20 protein-coding genes are annotated in these 25140 nt (G+C 72.8%); 9 read left to right on the forward strand and 11 right to left on the reverse strand.

What is annotated here, in order from left to right:
• Positions 1-259: 259 nt before the first annotated feature.
• A complete protein-coding gene (locus FJ309_09415) occupies positions 260-1774 on the reverse strand; it encodes a cardiolipin synthase (protein MBM3954816.1) in 1515 nt (504 codons plus the stop codon).
• Positions 1764-3203, reverse strand: coding sequence for an NADH:flavin oxidoreductase (locus FJ309_09420; GenBank protein ID MBM3954817.1), 1440 nt, complete (start codon positions 3201-3203; stop codon positions 1764-1766). The genes FJ309_09415 and FJ309_09420 overlap by 11 nt, the downstream gene beginning before the upstream one ends.
• Before the next feature lie 115 nt (positions 3204-3318).
• Between FJ309_09420 and FJ309_09425 the strand changes: the two genes are divergently transcribed.
• Positions 3319-4260, forward strand: a complete 942-nt coding sequence (locus FJ309_09425) for a dihydrodipicolinate synthase family protein (GenBank protein ID MBM3954818.1) — start codon at positions 3319-3321, stop codon at positions 4258-4260.
• Between the two features lie 42 nt (positions 4261-4302).
• Here FJ309_09425 and FJ309_09430 read toward each other — a convergent pair whose 3' ends face one another.
• From FJ309_09430 to FJ309_09440, 3 genes are all read right to left on the reverse strand, one after another.
• A complete protein-coding gene (locus FJ309_09430; protein MBM3954819.1) occupies positions 4303-5208 on the reverse strand; it encodes a sugar phosphate isomerase/epimerase in 906 nt (301 codons plus the stop codon).
• 197 nt (positions 5209-5405) lie between these two features.
• A complete protein-coding gene (locus FJ309_09435) occupies positions 5406-6452 on the reverse strand; it encodes a DUF1559 domain-containing protein (GenBank protein MBM3954820.1) in 1047 nt (348 codons plus the stop codon).
• 54 nt (positions 6453-6506) lie between these two features.
• A complete protein-coding gene (locus tag FJ309_09440) occupies positions 6507-7148 on the reverse strand; it encodes a carboxypeptidase regulatory-like domain-containing protein (GenBank protein MBM3954821.1) in 642 nt (213 codons plus the stop codon).
• Between the two features lie 18 nt (positions 7149-7166).
• Between FJ309_09440 and FJ309_09445 the strand changes: the two genes are divergently transcribed.
• Positions 7167-7607: a hypothetical protein gene (locus tag FJ309_09445; protein ID MBM3954822.1), complete on the forward strand. Its 441-nt coding sequence runs from the start codon at positions 7167-7169 to the stop codon at positions 7605-7607.
• A 1-nt stretch (position 7608) separates the two neighbouring features.
• Positions 7609-8316: an endonuclease gene (locus tag FJ309_09450; GenBank protein ID MBM3954823.1), complete on the forward strand. Its 708-nt coding sequence runs from the start codon at positions 7609-7611 to the stop codon at positions 8314-8316.
• Positions 8317-8350: 34 nt separating this feature from the next.
• On the opposite strand, the gene hemL is transcribed toward FJ309_09450, so the two are convergent.
• Positions 8351-9694 carry a glutamate-1-semialdehyde-2,1-aminomutase gene (gene hemL, locus FJ309_09455; GenBank protein ID MBM3954824.1) on the reverse strand — a complete coding sequence of 448 codons (1344 nt, stop codon included), beginning with the start codon at positions 9692-9694 and terminating at the stop codon, positions 8351-8353.
• 46 nt (positions 9695-9740) lie between these two features.
• A complete protein-coding gene (locus FJ309_09460) occupies positions 9741-11693 on the reverse strand; it encodes a serine/threonine protein kinase (protein MBM3954825.1) in 1953 nt (650 codons plus the stop codon).
• Here FJ309_09460 and FJ309_09465 point away from each other — a divergent pair.
• Both FJ309_09465 and FJ309_09470 read left to right on the forward strand, forming a co-directional pair.
• The gene (locus FJ309_09465) at positions 11565-13307 is read left to right on the forward strand and encodes an MmgE/PrpD family protein (protein ID MBM3954826.1); all 1743 of its coding nucleotides are present in this window, start codon (positions 11565-11567) and stop codon (positions 13305-13307) included. The two genes, FJ309_09460 and FJ309_09465, sit on opposite strands and share 129 nt — an antisense overlap.
• Before the next feature lie 111 nt (positions 13308-13418).
• A complete protein-coding gene (locus FJ309_09470; protein MBM3954827.1) occupies positions 13419-14144 on the forward strand; it encodes a hypothetical protein in 726 nt (241 codons plus the stop codon).
• Positions 14145-14223: 79 nt separating this feature from the next.
• Here FJ309_09470 and FJ309_09475 read toward each other — a convergent pair whose 3' ends face one another.
• The gene (locus tag FJ309_09475) at positions 14224-15456 is read right to left on the reverse strand and encodes an amidohydrolase family protein (protein MBM3954828.1); all 1233 of its coding nucleotides are present in this window, start codon (positions 15454-15456) and stop codon (positions 14224-14226) included.
• 182 nt (positions 15457-15638) lie between these two features.
• Between FJ309_09475 and truB the strand changes: the two genes are divergently transcribed.
• Positions 15639-16523: a tRNA pseudouridine(55) synthase TruB gene (gene truB, locus FJ309_09480; protein MBM3954829.1), complete on the forward strand. Its 885-nt coding sequence runs from the start codon at positions 15639-15641 to the stop codon at positions 16521-16523.
• Here truB and FJ309_09485 read toward each other — a convergent pair.
• From FJ309_09485 to pxpB, 3 genes are read right to left on the reverse strand one after another with little or no spacing between them, the layout of a single operon-like run.
• Positions 16507-17271, reverse strand: a complete 765-nt coding sequence (locus FJ309_09485) for a LamB/YcsF family protein (protein ID MBM3954830.1) — start codon at positions 17269-17271, stop codon at positions 16507-16509. The two genes, truB and FJ309_09485, sit on opposite strands and share 17 nt — an antisense overlap.
• Entirely contained in the window at positions 17268-18221 is a 954-nt protein-coding gene (locus tag FJ309_09490; protein ID MBM3954831.1) for a biotin-dependent carboxyltransferase family protein, read from the reverse strand. The genes FJ309_09485 and FJ309_09490 overlap by 4 nt, the downstream gene beginning before the upstream one ends.
• On the reverse strand, positions 18218-19165 hold the full coding sequence (gene pxpB / locus FJ309_09495) for a 5-oxoprolinase subunit PxpB (protein ID MBM3954832.1): 948 nt from the start codon (positions 19163-19165) through the stop codon (positions 18218-18220). Before pxpB ends, FJ309_09490 begins: the two co-directional genes overlap by 4 nt.
• On the opposite strand from pxpB, the gene FJ309_09500 reads away from it, so the two are divergent.
• From FJ309_09500 to FJ309_09510, 3 genes are all read left to right on the forward strand, one after another.
• Complete coding sequence (locus tag FJ309_09500) at positions 19050-22229, forward strand: DUF1549 domain-containing protein (protein MBM3954833.1); 3180 nt, start codon at positions 19050-19052, stop codon at positions 22227-22229. The two genes, pxpB and FJ309_09500, sit on opposite strands and share 116 nt — an antisense overlap.
• A 37-nt stretch (positions 22230-22266) precedes the next feature.
• A complete protein-coding gene (locus FJ309_09505; protein ID MBM3954834.1) occupies positions 22267-23733 on the forward strand; it encodes a DUF1501 domain-containing protein in 1467 nt (488 codons plus the stop codon).
• 152 nt (positions 23734-23885) lie between these two features.
• On the forward strand, positions 23886-25019 hold the full coding sequence (locus FJ309_09510) for a redoxin domain-containing protein (protein ID MBM3954835.1): 1134 nt from the start codon (positions 23886-23888) through the stop codon (positions 25017-25019).
• The last annotated feature ends 121 nt before the right edge of the window (positions 25020-25140 follow it).

Consider the following 25140-nt stretch of genomic DNA (forward strand, 5'->3'; position numbering starts at 1 on the left):
CTCGTGTGGCGCATCGTGACGAGCATGGCCGTGCCGTTGCCGCCGCGGGATGCGGCGGCGGCCGACCGTGGGAACCCTTGGCGTTCCCACCGGTCGGCCAAGCGGAACGAGGCCATGGATGGCTCGTGTGGCGCATCGTGACGAGCATGGCCGTGCCGTTGCCGCCGCGGGATGCGGCGGCGGCCGACCGTGGGAACCCTTGGCGTTCCCACCGGTCGGCCAAGCGGAACGAGGCCATGGATGGCTCGTTCCGCGCTCTTCACAGATACGGCGCGAACAGCCGGGCGATGCCGTCGCGGAGGCGGATCGGCAGGCTCCGCCCGTCGACCTCGTCGAGCGTCACGCGCCGGCTCCGGGCGATCGTGGCGGCGACGTGGGCGTCGAGGCGGCCGGCGAGCTCGCGGTCGTGGGCCTCGACGTTGAACTCGAAGTTCAGCCGCATGCTGCGCTCGTCCCAGTTGCCGCTGCCGAACATCACCCAGGCGCCGTCGACGATCATCAGCTTGGTGTGGTCGAACGGCGGGGGTGAGAGCCAGACACGGCAGCCGTGGCCGAGCACCTGCCAGAGCAGCGCCGTGCCGGCCCACTGGACGAGCGAGAGGTTGTTCTCACCGGGGATCACGATGTCGACCTCCACGCCGCGCAGCGCCGCCACGTCGAGGCTCCGGCAGATCGTGTCGTCGGGGAGGAAATACGGCGTCATCACACGCACGCTATGCCGCGCCGCCGCCAGTGCCCCGGCGATCACGAGCTTGATCCGGCCGAGGTCGTCGTCGTCGGGGCCGAAGCGGATCCCGCGGGCGAGCACGGTGCCGGCTGGCGCCGTCACCGGATGCCAGGCCGGATCGGCGTCGAGCCGCTCGTCGGCGGCGAACGCCCAATCCTCCACGAACACCTCGAGCAGCTGCGTGACGACCGGGCCGGCGAGGGCGAAGTGCATGTCGCGGACCGGATGGGCCGGCGCACGCGACAGCCGGCAGCCCTCGCGGATGTTGAGGCCGCCGGTGAAGCCGAGCGATCCGTCGACGACCATGATCTTGCGGTGGTTGCGGAGGTTGGCGTAGGCGAGGAACACCGGGACGCTGGTGGGGAGAAACTCGCGTGCCGGTACCCCCGCGGCGGCGAGGGCGTCGAGGATCGGCGGGCGCGTGTAGTGCGCGCCGATGCCGTCGACGAGGACGCGCACGGCGACGCCGCGGGCCACGGCGCGGCCGAGCGCGGCGGCGAACTCGCGCCCCGTGGCGTCGTTGTCGAAGATGTAGGACGAAAGACCGATGCTGCGCGTGGCGCCGTCGATCGCCGCCAGCATGCTCGGGTAGGCCTCGTCGCCACCGTCGAGCGGCTCGATCCGGTTGCCGTCGAGGAGGCCCTGGCGAGTGATCCGGTCGACGACGTCGACCAGCGAGCGCAGCCCTTCCCCGTCGCGCCCGACGGCGGCGTCGAGCCGCGCCGGGGTCGCGACCGCAGCCGCGAGGCGGTGCGACACGGCGCGGCGGCCGAGGCGGAGCTGGAGGGCACGGGAGCGGATGCGGTTGACGCCGAACAACGCGTAGGCGATCGCGCCGACGATCGGCGAGAACCAGATCAGGCCGACCCAGCCGATCGTGCTCCGCGTGTCGCGCTTGGTGAGGATCGCGTGGACCGAGGTGAACACCGAGATGGCGACGATCGCCACCGCCAGCACGTGCGGCCACAGCGCCCGCCACACGCCCCAGGCGTGCACGAGCGCCTCGACCGTCCCGTTGGCCCCCGCGGCAGCTCCGTCAGCCCCCATGGCCGGCCTTGATCGCCGCCAGCGCCGCGCGGTCGGGCTCGAGCGCCTTGTAGAACGGATCGAGGGGAAAGCAGCCGCTCCGCAGGCCGTTCCGCGGCGCCGAAGTGCAATCGCTGAACGTGCGGCAGACGCGCCCCCGTGCCGGTGCCCGGCCGGCGAGGACGTCGGCGGGAAACTCAGGGCAGGAAAGCACCATCCGCCCGAGGCCGACGAGGTCGGCCCACCCGCGGCGCACGACCGCCTGAGCGGCGTGCGGCAGGTATTCCTGGAGGTAGGTGTAGCCGGAGCCGACGAGCGTCATCGTCGGCACCGCGGCTTTCACGCGCGCCGTGGCCTCGATCTGCCGCCAGACGCCGACCAGCGGATCCTCCGGCGGCGGATAGCCGTCGGACGGGGGAAACGCCGCCGGTCGGAGGAGGTGGGGCGTGGCGTAGGGATTGCCGGCCGAGCAGTTGACCGCGACGACGCCGGCCCGCGCGAGCAAGCGCACCAGTTCGATCGGCTCGGCGAGATCGGGCCGCGTAGGGTCGGCCGGGTCGACGCCGAACCCGCAGTCGTACGGCTCGGAACCGGTCGGGCAGGGCGCGCCGTGGTCGCCGGCGCGGTGCCAGGGGACGGTGTCGAACAGCGACAGGCGGACGCCGACGAGCAGGCCGGGGCAGGCGGCGCGGATCCGGCCGACAAGCTCGAGCAGCAGCCGCGACCGCCCGGCGAGATCGCCGCCGAACCGGCCCGGGCGGCGCCGGGCGCCGAGGAACTCGTGGACGAGGTAGCCATGGCAGGCCTTGACGTCGACCATGTCGAAGCCGGCCTCCGCGGCGAGCCGCGCCGCGGCGACGTAGCGGTCGACGAGCCGCTCGACCCCGTCGTCGTCGAGCACGGGAAGCGACGGATCGACGCCGTGGCGCTCGTCGAGGAGCGGATGGTGGCCGGCGATCACTGGCCGCCGCGGGCCGGGGCCGGGGCGCGAGAAGCGCCCCGAATGGGTCAGCTGGAGGGCGACGACGAGATCGCCGTCGTCGCCGTGGGCGGCGCGGTGGCTCGCGCGGAGCGTGTCGAGGAGGAGCCGCAGGCCGTCGGCGCCGCAGGCGGGGGCGACGAGCTGGTTGGGATTGGCGCGCCCCTCGTGGACGACCGCCACGGCCTCGCCCCCCCACACGAGCTTGGCGCCGCTAACGCCGAAGTGGCCCCAGCGGCGGAGGAGGATCGCGGTCGGCCGGCCGTCGGCGGTGGCGTCCCAGCCCTCCATCGGATGGATGCACCACCGGTTGCCGACCGTGCGCCCGCCGATCGCTCGGGGCGCGGCCAACGGCGAACCAGCCGCGGCCGACAGCGGCTCATCGTCGAACGGGATCGGGGCACCGAGGGCGGCGCAGTGTTCGCGCAGTGCGGCGACCGCGTGGAACCGTGCGATCCGGGGAAAGGCCATGGAACGATTCCGTGGGGGGAGCGCATGATACCCGCCGCCCCGCCCCGCCGGTCCCGGAGCCCCCGCCGACGTGACACCGTCCATCACCCCGGCAGTGCAACCCGACCGACTGGCGATGGTGCGCCCGCGGCGCGTGATCAGCGGGATCTCCGCGATCCTCCTGCCGTGCACCGCGTCGGGGGCGATCGACTGGGACGGCTTCGCCTCCCATGTCGCGCGGACCGCTGCGGCGGGGATCGTGCCCGCGGTCAACATGGACACGGGCTACGTCCAGCTCCTCGACGACGCCACCCGGCGTCGCGTGCTCGAGGTGGCGCGGGGTGTGCTCGGCCCGGCGCGCGACGGCGATCTCGTCGCCGGATGCTGTGTCGTCGATCGCCCGGGCGACCCGTTCGCAGAGCACCTCCATCTCGGGGAGGCCGAGCCGGTCGTCGCCGCCGGTGCGACGCCGGTGCTATTTCCCTCGTTCGGCCTCAACGCCGGCGACGAAGCCGACGTGATCGCACGGCTGGGGCGGCTCGCCCCGCGGCTGCCCGAGTTCATCGGCTTCGAACTGGCGGCGGCGTTCGTCCCCTGCGGCCGGATCCTGTCGCTCGCGGGCTACGGCGAGCTGATGGCGATCCCGAACTGCCTCGGCGCCAAGCATTCGTCGCTGTCACGGCGGCTCGAATGGGAGCGCCTCGCCCTCCGCGACCGGACGCGCGCCGGGTTTCGGGTGTTCACCGGCAACGACCTGGCGATCGACATGGTCCGCTACGGCAGCGATTGGCTGCTCGGGTTGTCGACCGCCTGGCCAGAGGCGTTCGCGCGGCGCGACCGCTGGTGGGCCGAGGGTGATTCCCGGTTCGACGAGCTCGACGACGCGCTCCAAACGCTCGGCGACTTCGCCTTCCGCCGTCCCGTGCCCGCCTACAAGCACTCGATGGCGCAGGTCCTCCATCTGCGTGGGCTGGTCTCGTCCGACGAGCCGTTTCCCGGCAGCCCGCGCCGGCCGGCGAGCGACCGGGAGATCCTGGCGACGATCATCGAGCGGATCGAGGCCGCGCTCGAGGCGTGACGGCGATCGGGACCGTGGTGTGGTCGATCCGCCGCGCCGGGGTCAAAACACGTTGGGCACGAAGGCCCCGCCGCGGCAGCGGACGAGGTGGCCGAGCGCCGCGATCTGGCCGGTCGTCTCGAGGGCGTCGCGGTAGACCGGGTCGTGGAACCCCTCGATGTCGATGCTCCCGCGCCACCCGGCCATCCGCAGCGTGCCGATCAGATCGGTCCAGTTGGTGTCACCGAACCCTGGCGTGCGGTGGTGGACGTACTGCACGCCGCCGCGGATCCCGTGGGTCCGGATCACGTCCCAGAGGATCGTGGCGTCCTTGCCATGGACGTGCCAGATCCGATGGGCCCAGCGGCGCAGCTGGGGGAGCGGATCGACGAGGCTCACGAGCTGGTGGCACGGCTCCCACTCGAGGCCGAGCACCGGGCTGTCGACGGCGGCGAACATTGCCTCCCAGGCCTGCGGGGCGTGGGCGATATTCCAGTCGCCGCTGTCCCACGTGCCGCGCTTGTCGCAGTTCTCGAAGGCGATGCGCACGCCGTGGTCCTCGGCGCGCTTGGCCAGCGCCCCGAACACGCGTGCGAACGGCCCGTAGCTCTCCGGCACCGGGCGGCCCGTGATCCGCCCCGCGAAGCCGGTGACGAGGTCGCAGCCGAACAGATGGGCCGCGTCGATGAGCCGCTCCCAGTCGGTGACCGTCTCGGGGCTGGTGAGCGGATTGCCGTAGACGCCGATGCAGCTCACGCGGCGCGGCACGTCGTGGGGCCCGACCGGCCAAGCCTCGACGACGCGGCGGACGCGCTCGGCGAGCCCCGCCAGGTCAGCGTCGCCGACCGACCGGCCGAACGCGATCTGAAACGTCTCGAACCCGTGCGGCAGGAGTTGGCCGATCACCTCGGCGCTGCGCTCGTGGGCCGGCACGAGCGTGCCGATGCGGATGTCGTCGTGGGCGTTCATCCGCCCGATCGTACCGCGCGGGACGGGCCCACGCGGCATGATCAGGTAGGGTTCAGGCGATCGTTACGAGCGGCCCATGGCCCAGGGTAGGTCGCGGTATGCGGCCGACACGACCCGGGAAACGCTCGGCGTTTTCCGCGGTTGCCAGAGTGGACACCGGCCTCAGAGGGCTTTGGCCGAGGGCAGCTCGCGCAGGCTCAATCGACGTTCGCGTTCTCGCCGAGCTGGGCCGAGATCAACGCCGCGATGACCGTGATGTCGGTCATGTCGGCGAAAAACGTCACGCGGCCGTCGCAAAACACCGCCATCGCCCCGCCGGGGTGGAACGAATAGATCTCGTTGCTCGAGTTGACGTTCATCGCTGCCGGACCGAGCGACGTCACACCATCGGTCGTAAAGCCGTCGACCCAGAACTCCGAGTCGGGATCGGCCCAACCGGCACCGCTGGCACGCGAGCCGTTGATCTTCGTCCGTCCGCGGTACAGGAACGGGCGCCCCGCGTCTTCGACCCAGGCCATCGTCTTGGACGTGCCGTCGGTGATCGTCGCGATCGTGCTCTTGGCGCGGCTGTTGAAGAACGGCGGGCTCATCCCCGTGGTGAACGACGAGATCGTGCTGATCGGAAGGATCGCTCCGGTGTACTGGGCCCTGTCGGTCGCCGGGTCGGACGAGTTGTAGCCAGGGATCGGTGGGATGAGGTTGTACGGGGCGAGGCCGAGTCTGCCGTTCACGCCGTTGGCGAGCGAGTAGTCGAGCGGCGCCGCCAGCCATCGCGGGGCGGCGGTGCTGTTGGGGGCGTTGCCGGTGTCGAGCCGAGGGGAATCGGGCGTCGACGGGCAAATGAAGCTCGAGATCTGGGTGGCGATCACGGCCGCGTTGGCCGAGCCGCTCCAGGTGGTCTTGAGGTCATAGCGGTTGTAGAGGTTCGACTCCTCGATATAGGGCAGGATAAACAACCCTGGACCGTGCTGGATCGCTCCGCTGGCAGGCGCTGGGATGTTGAATTCGACGACCGGATAGCCCGGCGCCGCGTCCACTCGCGCCGGCGGGAAGAACTTCCGTGCGCTCTCGAAGTTGTGGAGGGCCAGGCCGATCTGCTTGAGGTTGTTGGAGCAGGCCGAGCGCCGGGCGGCCTCGCGGGCCGCCTGGACGGCGGGAAGGAGCAAGCCGACGAGCGTGCCGATGATGGCGATTACCACCAGCAGTTCGACGAGGGTGAAGCCGCGTTGCGCGGGGCGTTGCATGGTCGGTCTCCAGGGCTGGTCAGGATGAGAATCGAATGAAAAATACGGGCGCTGTCAGGGCACGAGACGGATCGGCGGAAGATCGGTCTTTTTTCGCTCCACTGTCACGCGGATGCCGCTGGTCGAAGGGTCCGCATACTTCAGCGGGATCACCGTCGCCCCCTTGATACGGCGCGGTTGGTCATCCCCCTCGTCCGACGTCGGGTGGACCATCGCGACGCCGACGCTGTACTCCCCGGCAGGCGCCCCGTCGGCGGAGGTGTAGGTGCGGACGGAGAACCGGCCCTCGGCGTCGGTGAACGCCTGCGGCAGTTCCTTCCACTTGAAATTCGTCTTGTCGATGGCGTGGAACACGACCGTCGCTCCCACCAGCGGCTTTCCGTCGTACTCGATCGAGCCGGTCACCGGCCACGTCGGCTGCTGATTCGGCTTCGAGCAGCCGGAAACGACCGTGGCGACAACGACGATCGTGACCCACAAAGGCATCGCCGACAGGAAAGATCGGAACTGGTCGGTCATGGGAAAGCACGCTCCGCTGGAAAACCACAACGTTCTACCCGCAAGGGATTTGGGGGCGATGAGCCGATCGCGAGGAATCGGTGAGGAATCGACGGCCGAGCGAATCGGTCTGGAGACGACCTGTTCCTGGGGTTGGGGCACGATGAGAGGTATCCTCGCGAGGATGTCGTCGCCCACGCCGCGGATCCTCCACCGATGAACAAAGCCTTTTGTCGCGAGCCCGACTCCGGCCCGCCGCGCTGCCCCGGCTGCGGCGCCGAGGGGACCCCCGTCACCCCCGAGGCCGTCGCGGCGCACGTCACCGGCGGCGCGGCGGCGACGCTCGCCGAGCCGGTGTCGTGCTGCATCACCGAGTCGTGCTCGGTCGCCTACTTCGACCTCTTCGAGCGCTCGATCCCGCTCGCCGACGCCCACGGCTTCTTCTGGCCAAAGGACCCCGCCGGGCCGCTGTGCGCCTGCCATGGGCTGACCTGCGACGACGTCGATGCCGACGTCGCCGAGGGAAAGCCGTCGCGCGTCCGCGCGGTCGTCGAGAAGGCGGGGGCGGGGGGCGCCGAGTGTGCCGCCAAGAGCGCCGATGGCCAGAGCTGCCTGGCGCGGGTCCAGCGGGAATACATCCGGCGGCGCGGCGGGTGAGATGCGGCTGTTCTCTTGGAACATCCACAAGGGTATCGGCGGCCGCGACCGGCGCTACTCCCTGGACCGGATCGTCGCCGCGATCGAGGCGGAGAACCCCGACATCGTCTGCCTCCAGGAGGTCGACCGGCTCGTCCGCCGCAGCGGCCACGACGACCAGCCGCGCCTCCTCGCCGCCACGCTCCACGGCCACGCCGTCTACCAGGCCAACGTCGCCGTCGGAACGGGGGGCTACGGCAATCTCGTCCTCTCGCGCTGGCCGGTCGCCAGCCGCCACCGGCTGTCGCTGCGCCAGGGAACGCGCAAGCCGCGCGGTGCCCAGCTCGTCGTACTCGACACGCCCGAAGGGGCCCTGCACGTCGTCCACACCCACCTCGGCCTCGCCGAGCGGGAGCGGCAGTGGCAGGTGCAGCGCCTCGTCGGCCACGCGCTGTTCCGCTCGGCGGCTGAGCTCCCCACGCTGCTCGTCGGCGATTTCAACGACTGGCGCGACCGGCTCGCCGGCGGTCTGGCGGAGCACGGCTTCCGGCAGGTGACGGCGCCGGCGAGCCGGTTCCGCAGCTTCCCGGCGTGGCTCGCGCTCGGCAGCCTCGACAAGGCATTCGTGCGCGGCGCGGTGGAGATCCGGCAGGCCCGGATCGTGCGCACGGCGCTGACGCGCGAGGCGAGCGACCACCTGCCGCTGGTGGTCGATTTCCACATTCGGTGAGAGTCATCCGTCGGCGGGGCGGGTGCCGCCCGTCTCACCGCGCGCCCGCGGGCGCTGCCCCCAGCGCTGCCAGCACGTCGGTGGCGGCGGCGATCGTGGCGGCGATGTCGGCGTCGGTGTGGGCGGCGGAGAAAAACAACGCCTCGTACTGGCTGCAAGGGAGATAGATGCCGCGGTCGATCATCCCCCAGAAGTAACGGCCGTAGGCGGCGGTGTCGCTGCGGCTGGCGGAGCGCCAGCCGGTGACCGGTTCGGGCTCGCCGCCGCGCTGGAAGAAGATCGTCAGCATGCTGCCGCGCCGTGCCACCCAGGCGGTCACGCCGGCCGTCGCCGCGGCGTCGCGGAGCCCCTTTTCGAGCAGCGCACCCTGCCGCTCCAGTCGCGCGTAGGGGGGACGCTCGCGGAGCTCCTCGAGCGTCGCCGTCCCCGCCGCCACGGCGAGCGGATTACCGGAGAGCGTCCCGGCCTGGAACACCTTCCCGGCCGGCAGCACCTGATCCATGAGGTCGGCCCGGCCGCCGTAGGCCGCCAGCGGCAGGCCGCCGCCGACGATCTTGCCGAGGACCGTCATGTCGGGCGTGACGCCGAGGATCTCCTGGGCGCCGCCGAGCGCCAGCCGGAACCCCGTCATCACCTCGTCGAACACGAGCACAGCCCCGTGCTTCGTCGTCAGTCGCCGCAGGGCGTCGAGGAACTCGCGCGACGGGACGACGAGCCCCATGTTGCCGACGACCGGCTCGAGGAGCACCGCGGCGATCGTGTCGCCGCGCGCGGCGAACAGCTCCTCGACCGCCTGGCAGTCGTTGTATTCGAGGACCACCGTGTCGCGCGCCGTGCCGGCGGTGACGCCAGGCGAATCGGGCACGCCGAGCGTGGCTGCCGACGAGCCTGCCGCGACCAGCAGGGCGTCGGCGTGGCCGTGGTAGTTGCCGGCGAACTTGACGATTCCCTCGCGCCCCGTGGCGCCGCGCGCCAGCCGCACGACGCTCATCGCCGCCTCCGTGCCGCTGCTGACGAGGCGCACCTTCTCGATGCTCGGCACCGCGGCGACGATCAGGCTCGCCAGCCGGCTCTCGGCCTCGGTCGGCGCGCCAAAACTCGTGCCGGTCCCGAGCGCCCCCGCGATTGCCGCCATCACTCGCGGATGGCGATGGCCGAGGATCATTGGCCCCCACGAGCCGATGTAGTCGAGGTAGCGGTGGCCGTCGATGTCGGTGAGCCACTGGCCGCGGGCGCTGGAGAAGAAGATCGGCTCGCCGCCGACGCCGCCGAACGCCCGGGCGGGGGAGTTCACGCCGCCGGGGATCAGCCGTTTGGCGCGGGCGAAGGCTTCATGGCTGCGAGGGCGCGGAATCGCGGACGGTGTCGGATCGGCCATCGACGGGCTCCGGGGAAGCGAGGATGGCCGCCGCGCGGCCGCGGACTCAGGGGCGGGCCGGGCCGACCGGGGCGGACCGCGCGCCGCCCGCCGTGCCGTCGAGAAGCCGGCGGGCCTCGGCGACGAGCGCCGCGGCATGGTCGCGCCCGCCGTAGGTGGTGATCACGCTCTCGAGGATCTCGCGGCGCCGCGTCTCGAGGGCGGCCCGCGGTGCCGGCGGAGCCTGCTGCGCCTGGGCGGCGAGCCGGGCGGCATCGGCGAGCTTCTGGCGGATCGCGACGAGATCCTCCTCGGCGTCGCGCCGGGCTTCGGGCTTGATCTCCATCAGCCGCCGTCGGGCGAGCAGGAGCCACTGCATGTCGTCGGAGAGGCGCGTCGAGGGGAGGTCGTCGGCCTCGCGGAGCATGTCGGCATGGCCGGCGAGGAGCGCGTCGAGCGCGTCGACGGCGGCGTTGCGGTCGGTCCCGGCACGGGCGGTGGCCGCGTAGTATTCGCGCTTCAGCCGCGGCGGGTCGGCGTCGAGCGGGAGCTTCGACCGCTTCTCCAGCGCGTCGAGCAGGAGCGTCAAGCGGCGTTCGTCCACCTCGCCGAACCGCGCATCGTCGGGAAAACGCTTGACGAACGTGTCGATGTCGCGCCGGGCATCGCGCGGGTCGGCCTCCGGGTCGGTGATCACCCGGCGGATCCGGCCATAGAGCTGGTCGGCCGTGGTGGGGCGGAACAGGAGCCAGAAGCCGTAGCCGGCGGCCGCGGTGAGCGCGAGCGCCGCCGTCCAGCGCCAGGCCGCCTGCAGCATGTCGAGGCGTTGCTGCCGGCGTTTGGCGACGCGCTCGAGATCCTCGACCGTCGTGAACCGCGTGCGCCGCACCGGGGTGGGCTCCACGGCGGGCAGTGCGGGTGCCTCGGGGCGGTTGCCGGTCGGTCGCGTCTCGGGCTTGCCGGCGGTGCCGTCGCGGCCGACGCGCTTGGTGGCCGGGGGGCGGACCGGCTCGTGCTGCCGAGCGGGGACTGCCGACGCGCCCTGCGGCGGCTGCATCACGGTGGTGTGGCTGTCGGCGTCGGCCGGATCGCCCGGAAGCTCGAGCGTCGGCTTGCCGATCACGAGTTGCTCGGTGCGCGTGTCCCCTTCGCCGCGGGCGTCCGGGGTCGGCGGCGGCGTCTCCGCCTCGGGGACGACGACCTCGATCGCCGACAGCAGCCGCCCGAGGGCCAGGGCGCTGGCCGGCCGCGCGGCCGGGTCCTTGGCGAGCAGCCGGTCGATCAACTCCTCGAGGAGCGGCGGCACGTCGGGCGCGACACTGCCGACGCGCTGCGGCTTCTCCGTCCGCTGCCGATGGATGATCACCGTCGCCTGGTCGCCGCGGAACGGCGGCCGCCCCGCGAGCATCGCGTACATCACCAGACCGAGGGCGTAGAGGTCGGTGCGGTGATCGACCGGCCGGCCTGCCGCCTGTTCCGGCGACATGTATTCGGCCGTCCCGATGATCGAGCCGTGCGAGGTGTGGGTGCCGCTGGCAAACAGCTTGGCGATCCCGAAATCGGCGAGCTTGATCGCCTCGAGGCTCCCTGCCGATTCGGGGACGAGCAGATTGGCCGGCTTCAGGTCGCGGTGCACGACGCCATGGTCGTGCGCCACCTTCAACGCCCGGGAGATCGCCAGGGCGGCGGTCACCGTCTCGCGCCAGCTGTAGCGCCGCCCGTCGCGGAGGAGCTGCTCGAGGCTCGCGCCGCGCACCAATTCCATCGCGAAATACGGGGTGCCCTCCTCCTCTCCGAAGGCGAGGAGCTGCACGATGCCGGGATGGCGCAGGTTCTTGAGCGTGTCGATCTCGGCATGGAACCGGCGTCGCAGCGACGGGTCCTCGGCGAGGTGGGCGGCGAGGACCTTCACCGCCACCGTCTTGGTGGTGGTGGTGTCGGTCGCCTCATAGACCGCCCCCATGCCACCGCGGCCGAGCCGCCGGGTGACCGCGTAGGGACCCAATCGCGTCGGTTCCATGGATCCATTGTAGCCGCACGACCGGCGTGCCGGCGGCGCCGGGAGGGGTCCGCTGCGATAGAACAAGCGGGTTTCCCATCCTCCCGGAGTCCCGCCGTGTCGGCCACGCGTCTCCTTCCCCGCGACACCAACCAGGCCCGCGGCCTGGCCCGTTATTGCCGCGAGTTTCTCGCCGGCGCCACCCCCGCCCAACCCACGCTGGCGGCGGTGGAGCGGTTTCACCTCGACAGCGTGGGCTGCGGGGTGTCGGCACTGGCGCACGGGGCGGATGCCCCCACGATCCTCCGCCGCGAGGCGCTCGCGAGCCCCCCGCAGCGCGGCACGGCAGGCGTGGTCTGTTTCGGGTCGACGGCGCGGTGCGACGCCCCGCGCGCCGTCGCCGCCAACGCGTCGGCGGTCCGCGAATGGGATGCCAACGGCACCAATTTCGGCCACGACGCCGCCCGCGGCCGCGCGGCCGGTGAGTTCGGCCACAACGATTGGTATCCGGTGGCGATCGCGGCCGCCACCGAGGCCCGCCTCGACGGCGACGCCGCGCTGCGGCTGATGCTCCTCGTCGACGAGATCCGCGGCCGGCTGGCCGAGGTCTTCGCGCTGCGCCGCTACGCGATCGATCACGTCCACCACGGCGCCGTCGCCAGCGCCGCGGCGTTCACCGCCGCGCTCGGCGGCGACGAAGCCGCGATCGAGTCGGCGATCGGCCTGGTCGTCGCCCACTATGTCCCGTTCCGCGCGATCCGCGCCGGCCACCAGCTCTCCGACAGCAAGGGGGCGTCGGCGGCGCTGGCCGCCGAGACGGCCGTGACCGCCGCGCGGCGGGCGCTGGCGGGGTTCCGCGGTCCGGCCGACGTGTTCCGCAACCCGCTGGCGCTGTACCGGCGCTTCGAGCCCTGCCCCGACGGCAAGAGCCCGTTCGACCTCGAGCTCGGCTGGTCGGGCGACGAGTTCACGATCCACTCGATGCACTTCAAGCTCGGTCTCTACGAGCACCAATCGGCCGGCTGCCTCCAGGCGCTCGTCGATCTGCTGGCCCGCGAGCCGCGCCTCGCCGCGGCGCTCGAAGGCATCGAGCGGATCGTGGTGCGGATCTACGAGCCGGCCTTTTCGATCATCGCCGACCCCGCCAAGCGCACCCCCACGACCCGGCAGAGCGCCGACCACTCGCTCCCCTACATCCTCGCGCGGAGCCTCCTCAAGGCGGCGGCATCTCCGGCCGGCCACGCGCCGGGGTGGGCGGAGTTGATGCTCCTCCCCGACGACTACTCCGCGGCGGCGCTTGCCGACCCGGCGGTGGCCCGGCTCATCGGGCGCCTCGTGATCGAGCACGGCGGGAGCGAGTACGACAGCCTCTATCCCGATGGCATCCCCACGAGCCTGTCGATCGACCATGCGGCGTTCGGCCGGTTGGACAGCGGCCTGGTGCGCCATCCGCTCGGCCACGCCCGGGCCGATGCGGTGCGGACCATGGAGCTGGTCGACCTGAAATTCCGGCGCCTCGCCGCCGACGGCGTCGCCGATCCAGCGGCGCTGGCAGCGCAGGTGCGATTGGCGGGCCGGTCGGCGGCGGACGTGGCCGAGCTGTACGCCTTCCCGATCCGCGGCTACAGCACCTGACCGGTGGCGGCGCGCCCGTCGGGAGGGCACGAGGCTGTAGGCTTGGGTCGAGGGCCGACGCCGTCGGCCTCAGGCTGAACCGAGCGGAGGTGACCCGTGAGCAATTTGAGCATGTCTTGGAGGTGCCTTGCCGCGGCATTGGCGCTCGCCGTCTGCCTGGCTGCTGCCCCGCCGGCGGTGGCCCAGCCCGCACCGGAACAACCTGCCAAGCCGCCGGCCGATCCGCCGCGCCGCGGCCTCGGTGGCTTGCTCGACCGCGCCGGCGACAGGATCCGCGCCGAGGCGACGAAGCGCTTCGACCGCAACGGCGACGGCCGGCTCGACGATGCCGAGCGCGCCGCGGCCCTCGACGCGCTCAAGGAGAAGGGAGCCGACCTCGAGGGGCAGGTACGGGCGTTCATGCTCGCCCGGTTCGACGCCGACTCCAGCGGCACGCTCGACGAGGGCGAGCGGAAGAGGGCCCTCGACGAGGTGATGGCGCAGGTGGAGCGCAACGGCCCGCTGGTGAAGTCGACGATCCTCGGCGCCGCGGTGCGCCGGTTCGACATCGACGGCGACGGCACGCTCGACGGCACCGAGCGGACCGCGCTCGGCGACGAGATCGCGCGCCGCTGGCTCGACCAGGGCGCCGGCGACGGCACGGCGGCCCGCGCGGTGACGCGCGAGGCGCTGCGAAAGACGCTCCTCGACCGCTTCGACGCCGACCGCGACGGCCGGCTCGACGACCCCGAGCGGGCCGCCGCCGCGGCCGAGATCGAGTCGATCCTCGGCGAGGCGGCGAAACCCGCCGCCACAGTCCCGGCAGCTGACCCGCAGCCGCGGAGGCCCGGCAGCTGACCCGCAGCCGCGGAGGCCCGGCAGCTGACCCGCAGCCGCGGAGGCCCGGCAGCTGACCCGCAGCCGCGGAGGCCCGCCGTCACTCCTCACGGGGCCAGATCGTCTTCCCCTCCTTGATCGTCCCGACGACGGGGATCGCGCCGATCGAGTCGGTCGGCACGTCGAGCGGATTCTTGCCGAGGATCACCAGGTCGGCGAGTTTGCCCGGTTCGAGCGTCCCTTTCGAACGCTCCTCTTTGAGCTCGTGGACGAACACCGGCCGGTGGTCGCGCATCCCGTGCTTGGCCACCGCCTTCTCGATCGCCGCCAGCGCCTGGTCGGCGACGGCGTCGCCGTTGATGTGCATGTGGATCTGGAAGCTGGTTGGCCAGAAGCGGTCGAAGGCGGCGTCGAGGACCTCGTCGGGGATCTGGCGGTAGGCGCGGTACTCCCCCTCCTTGCCCGGCGGATTGGCGGCGTAGGGCTCCTTCATCCAGGCCGTGTCGAGGCTGCCGTCGAGCCAGAACGTGATGCCGCCGAGGCGGACGCGGTTGACGTAGCGCGTGTCGAGGTCGGGGCGGGCGGCGAGCAGCCGCGCCGCGGGGGAGCCCGTTCCGCTCTCCGCCTCCTTCACCGCGGCGTCGACGCGGTAGGCGGCCGCGAGGGCGGCATCGACGTTGGAATCCTTGGCCGCCACGTAGAGGTCGATCGGGAGGAGGTTCTCCGCCATCGCGTGGAGGACGATGTCGATGTCGTCGTTGCCGAGGCCGAGGCCCGCCTCCATGGCCGTGGTCTGGCCGTAGCTGGCCCAGACGCGGGCGGCACCGGTGATCGCATCGGCGGCGAGCTTGCCGGTGAACGGCGGGCGCTTCGCGCGGATCGCGTTGAGCGCCGTCTCCTCCATCGGGCCGGCGAGGCTCTTGCCGTCGGGGCCGCGGGCGAACGCGCCGCCGGCGGGGTCGGGTGTGTCGGCCGTGATCCCGGCGACTTCGAAGACCTTCGAGTTCCCGGCGCCGAGGTGGCCGGAACTGTCGACGATCAGGACCGGGACGGTCGTCGAGACGGTGTCGAGCTCGGCACGCGACGGCGTCCGGTTCTCGGCGAGTTTCTTGGCCTGGTAGCCGAAGCCGACGATCCAGCCGCCGGGCGGCACCTTCGCGGCCTGGGCCTTCATCCGCGCCAGGGCCTCGGCGATCTCGGGCTTCTCGCCGCGCATCGTGAGGATCGGTCCGCCGGTGTAGATCGTGTCGGCGGTCTGGGCGGAGGCGGGGGCGGCGGCCGTCGCCACGACGACGGCCAGCGCGATGACGACAAGACGGTGAAGGACGATCACGAGTGGTGTTCCCCCGGGGGCCGTGAAAAGGAATCGGGCCAGAGGATAGCGGCCCGGTGCCACCGGCGCGAACCGCCTCCCGAGGCGGCGGACGCCGGCGCCCGCTGGGGCGTGCGACGGGCTTGGGCTCCCGCCGGCGATCTGCGAGAAGAGGGCACCGTTCCGCGTCCTGCCGCCGCCCCATGCCCCCCACCCCGCTCATCGGCCTGATCGCGATCGACAAGCCGTCGGGGGCGACGTCGCGCGCCGTCGTCGATGTCGTCGCCCGCGCGGCCGGCACGAAGGCGGTCGGCCACGCCGGCACGCTCGACCCGCTGGCGTGCGGCGTCGTGATCGTCTGCCTCGGCCCGGCGACGCGCCTCGTCGACCATCTCCACGAGCTGCCGAAGCACTACCGGGCGACGTTCCTCCTCGGCCGGTCGAGTCCCTCCGACGACCTCGAGACGGCGCTGGTCGTCGAGGACGATCCGCTCCGCCCCGCACCCGCGGCGATCGCCGCTGCCGCCCGCGCGCTCGAAGGCGACATCCTCCAACGCCCCTGCGACTACTCGGCGGTCCACGTCGACGGCAAGCGCGCCTACCGGCTCGCGCGCAAGGGGCGCGTGCTCGATCTGGCGCCCAAACCGGTCCGGATCGACCGGCTGGCGATCAGCGCCTACGACTGGCCGCGGCTCGACGTCGACATCGTCTGCTCGTCGGGGACGTTCGTCCGCGCGATCGGCCGCGACCTCGCCGCGGCGCTCGGCACGACGGCGGTGATGGAAGCGCTCGAGCGCACCGCGATCGGCCCGTTCTGGCGTGCCGCTGCCGTCGACCCCGACGCGGTCACCCCGACGGCGCTCGTCGGTCTGCTGCAGCCGGCGCTCGCCGCCGTGCCCCATCTGGCGCGGCTGACGGTGAACCGCCAGGATCGCGACGCCCTGGCGCTGGGGCGGCCGATCACGCTGCCGCCGGAAGCGCCCGAGGCGCTCGCCGCGGTCGATGAAGAAGGTCTTCTCGTCGGCATCCTCCGCGCCCTGCCGGGCGGCGGGCACCGGCTGCGCCCGAGCTTCATCGGGCGGAACTGAACGGCGCGACGGTCACGCCGGCGGCATCGAGTGCCGCGCGCACGGCGCCGGCGAGCGCGGCGGCGTTCGGCGTGTCGCCATGGATGCAGATGGTGTCGGCACGCACCGGCAGCGCGGCGCCGTCGGCAGCCGCGACGATTCCCGCTGTCACCATCCGCAGTGCCCGGGCGGCCACCGCCGCCGCGTCGTGGAGGACGGCGCCGGGGAAACCACGGGGCGTGAGCGTGCCATCGGCCCCGTAGCCACGGTCGGCGAACGCCTCGCTGGCGACCGCGAGTCCGCCGTCGGTGCCGGCACGGAGCAGCGCGCCGCCGGACAGACCCACGAGTACGAGCCGCGGGTCGATCGCGCGCACCGCCGCGACCACGGCGTCGGCCACGCGGCGGTCGGTCGCCGCGGTGGCGTAGAGGGCACCGTGCGGCTTCACATGGGCGAGCCGCACCCCGGCAGCGGCGGCGATCGTGGCGAGCGCTCCGATCTGCGCTTCGAGCGCCGCGGTGAGCCGCGCCGGGGCGATCGCGATCGGCCGTCGTCCGAAACCCGCGCGGTCGGGATACGACGGGTGCGCTCCGACCGCCACGCCACGGGCGCCCGCGAGGCGGACCGTGCGCGCCATCGAGCCGGCATCGCCGGCGTGGCCGCCGCAGGCGATGGAGCAGCTGCTCACGATCGCCAGGAGCGCCGCATCGGCGTCGCCATCGCCCTCACCCATGTCGGCATTGAGATCGACGCGGTGCCGGCCCGTCATCGGTGCGTCTCCGCGCACGCCAGCCCGGCGCCGAGTCGGGCGAGGGCGCTGCGGCGCTCCCGGCACAGCGCCAGCGCCTCGTCGAGCCCCACCTCGTGGAACCGGAGCGTCTCCCCCGGCATCGTCTGCGCGACGATCGGGAGGTCGACGGTGATCACGACGCCGATTCTCGGGTAGCCGCCGGTCACCGGCGCGTCGGCCAGGAGCACGATCGGCAGGCCCCCGGGGGGCACCTGCACCGTGCCCGGAAGCACCGACTGCGAGAGCATGTCGCGCGGTGCCGCGAGGGGAAGCGGCGCTCCGGCGAGGCGGCATCCCATCCGGTCGCTGGCGGCGGTCAGCGTGTAGGGGGAGGTGGCGAAGGTGTCGCGCGCGGCCGCCGTGAACCAGCCGGCTTCGGGGCCGGCGACGAAGCGCACCCTTCCGCCTCCGTGGCTGCGGAGGTCGGGGGCCAGCGCCGGCCCGGACGGCGGTCGCCGTGCGGGCTCCGGACCGATCGGGAGCAGGTCGCCGGTCCGCAGCGCCCGCCCGCCAAGGCCGCCGAGGCCGGCGCGCAGGTCGGTGGCGCGGCTGCCGAGCACGGAGGCGACGTCGATGCCTCCGGCGACGGCGAGGATCGCCCGGCAGCCGCTGCGGCGTCCGGCGAACTCGATGCAGGCGTCGGCCGGCAGGTCGTGCGCCCGCCACGGCGGGCAGGGCCGGCCGTCGACCCGCATGCCGAGGTCGGCGCCGGAGAGCGCGATCGTGGTCGGCCGATCGACGGACAGCGCCGGGCCGAGGAGTGTCATCTCGAGCGCCGCCGTGCCCGCCGGGTTGCCGACGAGCAGGTTGGCGGTGACGAGGGCCAAGGTGTCGGCGGCGCCGCCGGGGACGATGCCCCGGCCGCGGTGGCCGGGGCGGCCGAGATCCTGCACCGTGGTCTGGCCGGCCGCGCGCACGACGTGGATCATCGTTCGGCCTCCGCCACGAGGCGGACGAACTCGCCGGCATCGATCGGGGTGAAGCGCACGACGTCGCCGGCGGCGAGGCGCGTCGGTGGATCGTGATCGGGGCGGAAGAGAGCCAGCGGTGTGCGGCCGATGATCCGCCAGCCACCGGGGGAGGCGAGCGGATAGATGCCGGTGCGGTCGCCGGCGATCCCCACGGCGCCGGCGGGCACCTCCGTGCGCGGCTCAGCCAGCCGCGGCGTGGCGAGCGCCGCCGGCAAGCCGACGAGATAGGGAAACCCCGGGAGGAAGCCGATCATCGCCACGCGATACTCCGCGCCGGCGTGGAGGCGGATCACGTCGTCGGCGGCGAGGCCGGCATGGGCGGCGATGGAGTCGAGGTCGGGGCCGTGGACGCCGCCGTAACACACCGGCAGCGACACGACGCACGGTGCCGCGGCCGCGCGATCGGCACGGGCCGCGAGGAGTCGGCCGACGAGGGGACCGAGCAGCGTTGCAGACGTGATGCCCGGATCGAAGAACAGCGTGACGGTCGCCGAGGCGGCGGCCACGTCGACCACCCCGGGCAGGTCGGCGGCGGCCAGGCACGCGACCGCGCCGCGCACCGCCTCGATCGTGGCGGTGTCGCCCGCGGCGCCGTCGGGGGCGATGCGGATGACGAGGGCGGAATCTCCGAGCGACGAGAGCCGCACGCGCCGGTTCCGGGAGGGAAGTCGGGGTGGGGGACGGTGGCGAACCCATAGTAGGATACGGACCGGGCCGCGGCGGTGGTCCGCGGTGTCTGCGGAACGGCCACGCGCCGAAGCGGCGGGGCAGCGGAACGGGTGAGTGATGACGCGACTGCAGGTGTTCGCCAGTGCGGCTTGCTGCCTGATTGCCGGCGCGGGGGGATTCTCCGGGGTGACGCGCGGCGCCGGGCCGGAGCCGATCTCGTTCGACCGCGACATCCGCCCGATCCTCTCCGACAGCTGCTATTTCTGCCACGGCCCCGATTCGGCCAACCGCCAGGCGGGCCTCCGCCTCGACCGCCGCGAGAGCGCCACGACGGCGCTCGACGGCGGTGCGACGGCGATCGTCGCCGGTGATCCCGCTGCCAGCGCCCTCCTCGAGCGGATCACCTCCACCGATCCCGACCTCGTCATGCCGCCCCCCGAGGCGAAGCTCGGCCGGCTCGCCCCGGAGCAGGTCGATCTCCTGCGCCGGTGGATCGCCGCCGGTGCGGTCTACGAGCCCCACTGGGCGTTTGTCGCGCCCGCCGACGCGCCGCTGCCCCCTGCCAGCGACTCGAGCGGCGACCATCCGCTCGACCGGATCGTCGCCGAGCGGCTCGCCGACCGCGGGCTCGCGCTCCAGCCGGAGGCCGACCGGGCGACGCTCGTTCGCCGCGCGACGTTCGACCTCACCGGCCTGCCGCCGACACCCGAGGAGGTCCGGGCGTTCGTCGCCGACGGCGCGCCGGACGCCTACGAGCGCCTCCTCGACCGGCTCCTCGCCAGCCCGCGCTACGGCGAGCGGATGGCGGCCGACTGGATGGACGTCGCCCGCTATGCCGACAGCTACGGGTTCCAGGTCGACCGCGACCGGCCGATGTGGCCGTGGCGCGACTGGGTGATCGCCGCCTTCAACCGCAACCTCCCCTGGAACGACTTCGTCACCTGGCAGTTGGCCGGCGACCTTCTCCCGGGCGCCACCGACGAGCAGATCCTCGCCACCGCCTTCAACCGGCTCCACCAGCAGGAGGCCGAGGGGGGGAGCGTCGAGGAGGAATACCGCGTCAACCACGTCAACGACCGGACGACGACGTTCGGCACGGCGTTCCTCGGGCTGACGCTCGAGTGTGCCCGGTGCCACGACCACAAGTTCGATCCCGTCTCGCAGCGCGAGTACTACCAGCTGTTCGCGTTCTTCGACGACGTCGACGAGGCCGGGCTGTATTCGTTCTTCACCCCCGCGGTGCCGACACCGAAGCTGGCGCTGCCCGACGAGCCGACGCGCGCCGCCCTGGCCCGGGCGGAGGCGGAGTGCGAGCTGGCGCTGACCGACGTGGCGCGGAGCGAGGGCGCCGCGATGGCGGCGGCGACGGACTGGGCGGCGGGGCGCGGCACGCTTCCCGCCGACGTCCACCGCGGCGAGGTGCCCGGCGAGCTGGTGCATTACGACTTCGAGGCGCGCGGGGGCGACGGCAAGTTCCCCAGCTGGCTGTCGATCCGCGACGGCGCCACGTCGCCGGCTGACAACCGCCTCGTGCCGGGGCGCGACGGCAACGCCGTGGCCCTCACCGGCGACCACCCGGTGCAGACACCGGTCGGTAATTTCCGCCGCAGCCAGCCGTTCACGATCGCCGCCTGGGTGCGCGTGCCGGAGGCCTACTCGCGGGCCGTGCTCTGGCACCGCTCGCAGGCCTGGACCGACGCCGGGAGCCGCGGCTACGAGCTGCTCGTCGAGGACGGGCGGTTGAAGTGGTCGCTGATCCACTTCTGGCCGGGAGACGCGGCCAGCGTGCGCACCGCCGAGCCGGTGCCGACGGGGCGCTGGGCGCATGTCGCGGTGACCAGCGACGGCTCGGGGCGCGCGGCGGGCCTGTCGATCGTCGTCGACGGCCGGCCGGCGGCGCTCGAGACGGTGCGCGACGGCTTGTCACGCGAAATCACCGGCGGCGGTGGCGACCACGTGCGGATCGGCGAGCGGATGCGCGACAACGGCTTCAAGGGGGGCCTCGTCGACGACTTCCGCGTCTTCTCCCGGCGCCTCGCGCCGCTCGAGATCCAGGAGTTGGTCCGGCCGGGGACGATCCGCGATCTCGTCGCCGCGCCGCCGGCCGACCCGGCGGCGGCGGCCGAAGCCGCCTGGCTCGTCGGCGGCTACGTCGCCGCCGCGCTCGATCCCGACGTGGCCGTCGCGCGCGATCGGCTCGCGGCGGCACGGCGGGCGCGCGACGACCTCGCCGAGCGGCCGGCGGAGATCATGGTGATGCGCGAGCTGGCGGTGCCGAAGACGGCCTACGTGCTGGCGCGCGGCGACTACGACAAGCGCCGCGACCCGGTGCAGCCCGACACGCCCGCCTTCCTTCCCCCCTTCCCGGCCGACGCGCCGCGCAACCGCCTCGGCCTGGCGCGCTGGCTGACCGCGCCCGACCACCCGCTGCTGGCGCGGGTCACGGTCAACCGGGTGTGGCAGGGGCTGTTCGGCCTCGGGCTGGTGAAGACGCCGGAGGATCTCGGCAGCCAGTCGCCGCGCCCCGAGCACCGCGAAGCGCTCGATTGGCTGGCGCGCGACTTCGCCCGCGACTGGGACATGAAGCGGCTCCTCGCGACGATCATGACCTCGCGCAGCTACCGGCAGCGGAGCGGCGCCGCGGAGCAGGTCGAGGCCGACGACCCGGCGAATGTGTGGCTGGCGCGCGGGCCGCGGCACCGGCTCCCCGGCGAGATGATCCGCGACGGGATCCTCGCGGCGGCGGGGCTGCTCGTCGAGCGCGTCGGGGGCCCGAGCGTCAATCCCTACGACCTCCCCGAATCGTTCAAGCCGTCGGCGGCCGGGAGCGGCGAGGCCCTCTACCGGCGCAGCCTGTACACGTTCTGGCGGCGCACCGGCCCGGCGCCGGTGCTCGAGAGCTTCGACGTGCCGAAGCGCGTCGTCTGCGTCGCCCGGCGCGACGTCACCAACACGCCGCTCCACGCCCTGGTGCTCCTCAACGGTCCGCAGTTCGTCGAGGCGGCGCGGGTCCTTGCCGAGCGGCTCCTCGCCTCCGGCGCGGCGCCGGACGACGCCCTGGTGACCGCGTTCGAACGGCTCACCTGCCGGCCCCCCGACGAGGCCGAGCGGGCGATCCTCCGCGACCTTCTCGCCGGGCAGCGCGAGTGGTACGCCGCCCATCCCGACGAGGCTGCCAAGCTCGTCGCGGTGGGGAGCATGAAGCCGGCCGAGGGCGTGCCGGCGGTCGAGGTGGCGGCGGTCGCCGCCGCGGTCAACGCCCTGATGAATCATGACGGCTGCGTGGTGAAGCGCTGAGCCCGCCGGCACGGCACCCGACGACCGGAGCGACGCGATGACCCGATTCCGACGCGATGAACCGCCGGTGGTGCTTCCGACCGCGGCTGCGGGCCGGCGCGAGCTGCTCGCGCGCAGCGCCCTGGGGTTCGGCGGGCTGGCGCTGGCGAGCCTCCTCGCCGGCGAGGGACGGACCGACCACCCCGCGGGTGACGCGGTCGCCGGGATCCCCGCCGGCTGCCATTTCGCGCCGCGCGCCAAGCGCGTGATCTACCTCTTCCAGTCGGGTGGTCCGTCGCAGCTCGACCTCTACGACTACAAGCCCGAGTTGGTGGCGCGGACCGGCGAGCAGCTCCCCGCCAGCATCCGCGGCGGCCAACGCCTCACCGGGATGAGCGGCAACCAGAGCTCGATCCCGATGGTCGGCTCGTCGCTTTCGTTCGCGCGCTACGGACAGTCGGGCGCGTGGCTCAGCGAAGCCCTGCCGTTCACCGCCGCGGTCGCCGACCGGCTGTGTTTCGTGAAGGGGATGTACACCGAGAGCATCAACCACGGGCCCGGCGTGACCTTCATGCAGAGCGGTTCGCAGATCCCCGGCCGGCCGAGCATCGGCGCCTGGCTCGACTACGGCCTCGGGCGCTCGAGCGACGACCTCCCCTCGTTCGTCGTCCTGATCACGAAAAACAAGGGGGGCCAGCCGCTGATGTCGCACCTGTGGGGCGCGGGGTTCCTCCCCACGCAGCACCAGGGGGTCCGGTTCCGCTCGGGCGGCGACCCGGTGCTGTATCTCGGCAATCCCCCCGGCGTCTCGGCGGCGAGCCGGCGCCGGGCACTCGACGGCCTCCGCGCCCTCCACGAGCATGCCGGCGCCGACGCCGAGATTGCCACGCGGATCGCCAACTACGAGCTCGCCTTCCGGATGCAGGCCAGCGTCCCGGAGGTGACCGACTTCTCCGACGAGCCGGCGCACGTCATCGAGCGCTACGGCCCCGACGCCAAGGATCCCGGCACGTTCGCCGCCAATTGCCTCCTCGCCCGCCGTCTCGCCGAGCGCGGGGTGCGCTTCATCCAGCTCTACCACCAGGACTGGGACCACCACGGCGGCCTCCCCGGCGGGATCCGCGGCGAGTGCAAGCAGACCGACCAGCCCGCCGCCGCGCTCGTCGAAGACCTGGCGGCACGCGGGATGCTCGACGAGACGCTCGTCGTCTGGGGAGGGGAGTTCGGACGCACCAACTACTGCCAAGGGCTGTACACGCCCGGCGGCGGCTACGGGCGCGACCACCATCCGCGCTGCTTCACGATCTGGATGGCCGGCGGCGGGATCCGCGGCGGCACGTCGTTCGGCGAGACCGACGACCTCGGCTACAACGTGGCCCGCGACGGCGTCCACGTCCACGACCTCCACGCCACGATGCTCCACCTGCTGGGCATCGACCACGAGCGCCTCACCTACCGTTTCCAGGGGCGCCGCTACCGCCTCACCGACGTCCACGGCCGGATCGTGCGCGAGATCCTCGCCTAGCCGCCACGCTCCGGTTCCCGACCGCCGACGGGGGGAGTAGACTGCCGGCGCTGGAGGGACCGGTCCTGTCGCTCGCCGCGCTCCGCAACGTCCGCGCGCCCGACGCCGGTGTGTCCCTCCCTCGCCCGCTTCCCCCTTGGAGGATCTTTCCCATGCGTGTTCCATCGAACCGTTTTCCGTTCGCCGTCGTCGCGGTCCTCGCGCTGGCGGGGTGGGCTTCCAGCGCCTCGACCCGGGCCGACGAATTCGGCATCGGCTCGAAGGCGCCGGCGCTCGACATCGAGCACTGGGTGCAGAAGGCCGGCCGCGACGCCGACGGCAAGTTCGAGCCGATCACGAAGTTCGAGAAGGGGAAGGTCTACGTCGTCGAGTTCTGGGCGACCTGGTGCCCCCCCTGCCGCACGAGCATGCCGCATCTGAGCGAACTGCAGGAGAAGTTCGCCGAAAAGGGGGTCACGGTGATCAGCGTCAGCGACGAGGACCTCGACACGGTCACGGAGTTCCTCGAGACCGACGCCGAGGGGGGCAAGACCTACGGTGAGATCACCGCCAACTACCTGCTCACCACCGACCCCGACGGTTCGGTGTCGCGCGACTACATGGAGGCCGCCGGCCAGAGCGGCATCCCCACCGCGTTCATCGTCGGCAAGACGGGGGAGATCGAGTGGATCGGTCACCCGATGCAGATGGACGACCCGCTGGCGGAGATCGTCTCCGGCGAGTTCGACCGCGAGGCGTTCGCGGCGACCTCCCGGGAGATGAACGAGATCCAGCAGAAGTTCCGCGGCGTGGTAGCGCTGATGCAGCAGGGCAAGGCCGCCGAGGCGGTGGCGCTGATCGATTCGTGGATCGACGACGTCAAGAGCCCGGAGGTCAAGGCGCGCCTCAAGCAGATCCGCAGCCAGATCGCGATGGCGGCCGGCGGTGATCTCGCGGTCGAGGCGTTCGCTTCGGCGGCAAAGGAGGCCAACGACTCGGCCGAGGCGCTCAACGAGCTGGCGTGGAACGTCGTCATGGCCGCCCAGCAGGGCAACGACGTGCCCGACGCGCTGGTCGCCGCGGCCGTGGCCGCCGCCGAGCGCGGCGTGGAGCTCGATGCGAAGAATGGCAACGTCCTCGACACGCTCGCCCACCTCTACGAGATGCAGGGCAAGCTCGACAGGGCGCTCGCCGTCCAGCGGAAGGCCCTCGACAACGCCTCCGAGGCGGCGATCGAATCGATCCGCGGCTACCTCGAGGAGCTCGAGGTGAAGGTCCGCGAGGCGAAGACGGGCGTTGGCAAGTGACGGCACGGCCGGCACGACCGGCACGGCCGAAGTGATCCTCACGACCGGGCAGCGTCGGGGCCATCCCCGCCGCCGCCCGGCACGGGGGTGGCGGGTAGAGTTCCGGTGGAAAGGACTCCAC

It is taken from the genome of Planctomycetota bacterium, assembly GCA_016872555.1.
Lineage (GTDB): Bacteria > Planctomycetota > Planctomycetia > Pirellulales > UBA1268 > F1-20-MAGs016.

Coding starts and splice junctions, on each gene's coding strand:
- FJ309_09415 (MBM3954816.1), bottom strand. CDS start 1,774: ATGGGGGCTGACGGAGCTGCCGCGGGGGCCAACGGGACGGTCGAGGCG.
- FJ309_09420 (MBM3954817.1), bottom strand. CDS start 3,203: ATGGCCTTTCCCCGGATCGCACGGTTCCACGCGGTCGCCGCACTGCGC.
- FJ309_09425 (MBM3954818.1), top strand. CDS start 3,319: ATGGTGCGCCCGCGGCGCGTGATCAGCGGGATCTCCGCGATCCTCCTG.
- FJ309_09430 (MBM3954819.1), bottom strand. CDS start 5,208: ATGAACGCCCACGACGACATCCGCATCGGCACGCTCGTGCCGGCCCAC.
- FJ309_09435 (MBM3954820.1), bottom strand. CDS start 6,452: ATGCAACGCCCCGCGCAACGCGGCTTCACCCTCGTCGAACTGCTGGTG.
- FJ309_09445 (MBM3954822.1), top strand. CDS start 7,167: ATGAACAAAGCCTTTTGTCGCGAGCCCGACTCCGGCCCGCCGCGCTGC.
- FJ309_09450 (MBM3954823.1), top strand. CDS start 7,609: ATGCGGCTGTTCTCTTGGAACATCCACAAGGGTATCGGCGGCCGCGAC.
- hemL (MBM3954824.1), bottom strand. CDS start 9,694: ATGGCCGATCCGACACCGTCCGCGATTCCGCGCCCTCGCAGCCATGAA.
- FJ309_09460 (MBM3954825.1), bottom strand. CDS start 11,693: ATGGAACCGACGCGATTGGGTCCCTACGCGGTCACCCGGCGGCTCGGC.
- FJ309_09470 (MBM3954827.1), top strand. CDS start 13,419: ATGTCTTGGAGGTGCCTTGCCGCGGCATTGGCGCTCGCCGTCTGCCTG.
- truB (MBM3954829.1), top strand. CDS start 15,639: ATGCCCCCCACCCCGCTCATCGGCCTGATCGCGATCGACAAGCCGTCG.
- FJ309_09485 (MBM3954830.1), bottom strand. CDS start 17,271: ATGACGGGCCGGCACCGCGTCGATCTCAATGCCGACATGGGTGAGGGC.
- FJ309_09490 (MBM3954831.1), bottom strand. CDS start 18,221: ATGATCCACGTCGTGCGCGCGGCCGGCCAGACCACGGTGCAGGATCTC.
- FJ309_09500 (MBM3954833.1), top strand. CDS start 19,050: ATGACGCGACTGCAGGTGTTCGCCAGTGCGGCTTGCTGCCTGATTGCC.
- pxpB (MBM3954832.1), bottom strand. CDS start 19,165: ATGTCGCGGTCGAACGAGATCGGCTCCGGCCCGGCGCCGCGCGTCACC.
- FJ309_09505 (MBM3954834.1), top strand. CDS start 22,267: ATGACCCGATTCCGACGCGATGAACCGCCGGTGGTGCTTCCGACCGCG.
- FJ309_09510 (MBM3954835.1), top strand. CDS start 23,886: ATGCGTGTTCCATCGAACCGTTTTCCGTTCGCCGTCGTCGCGGTCCTC.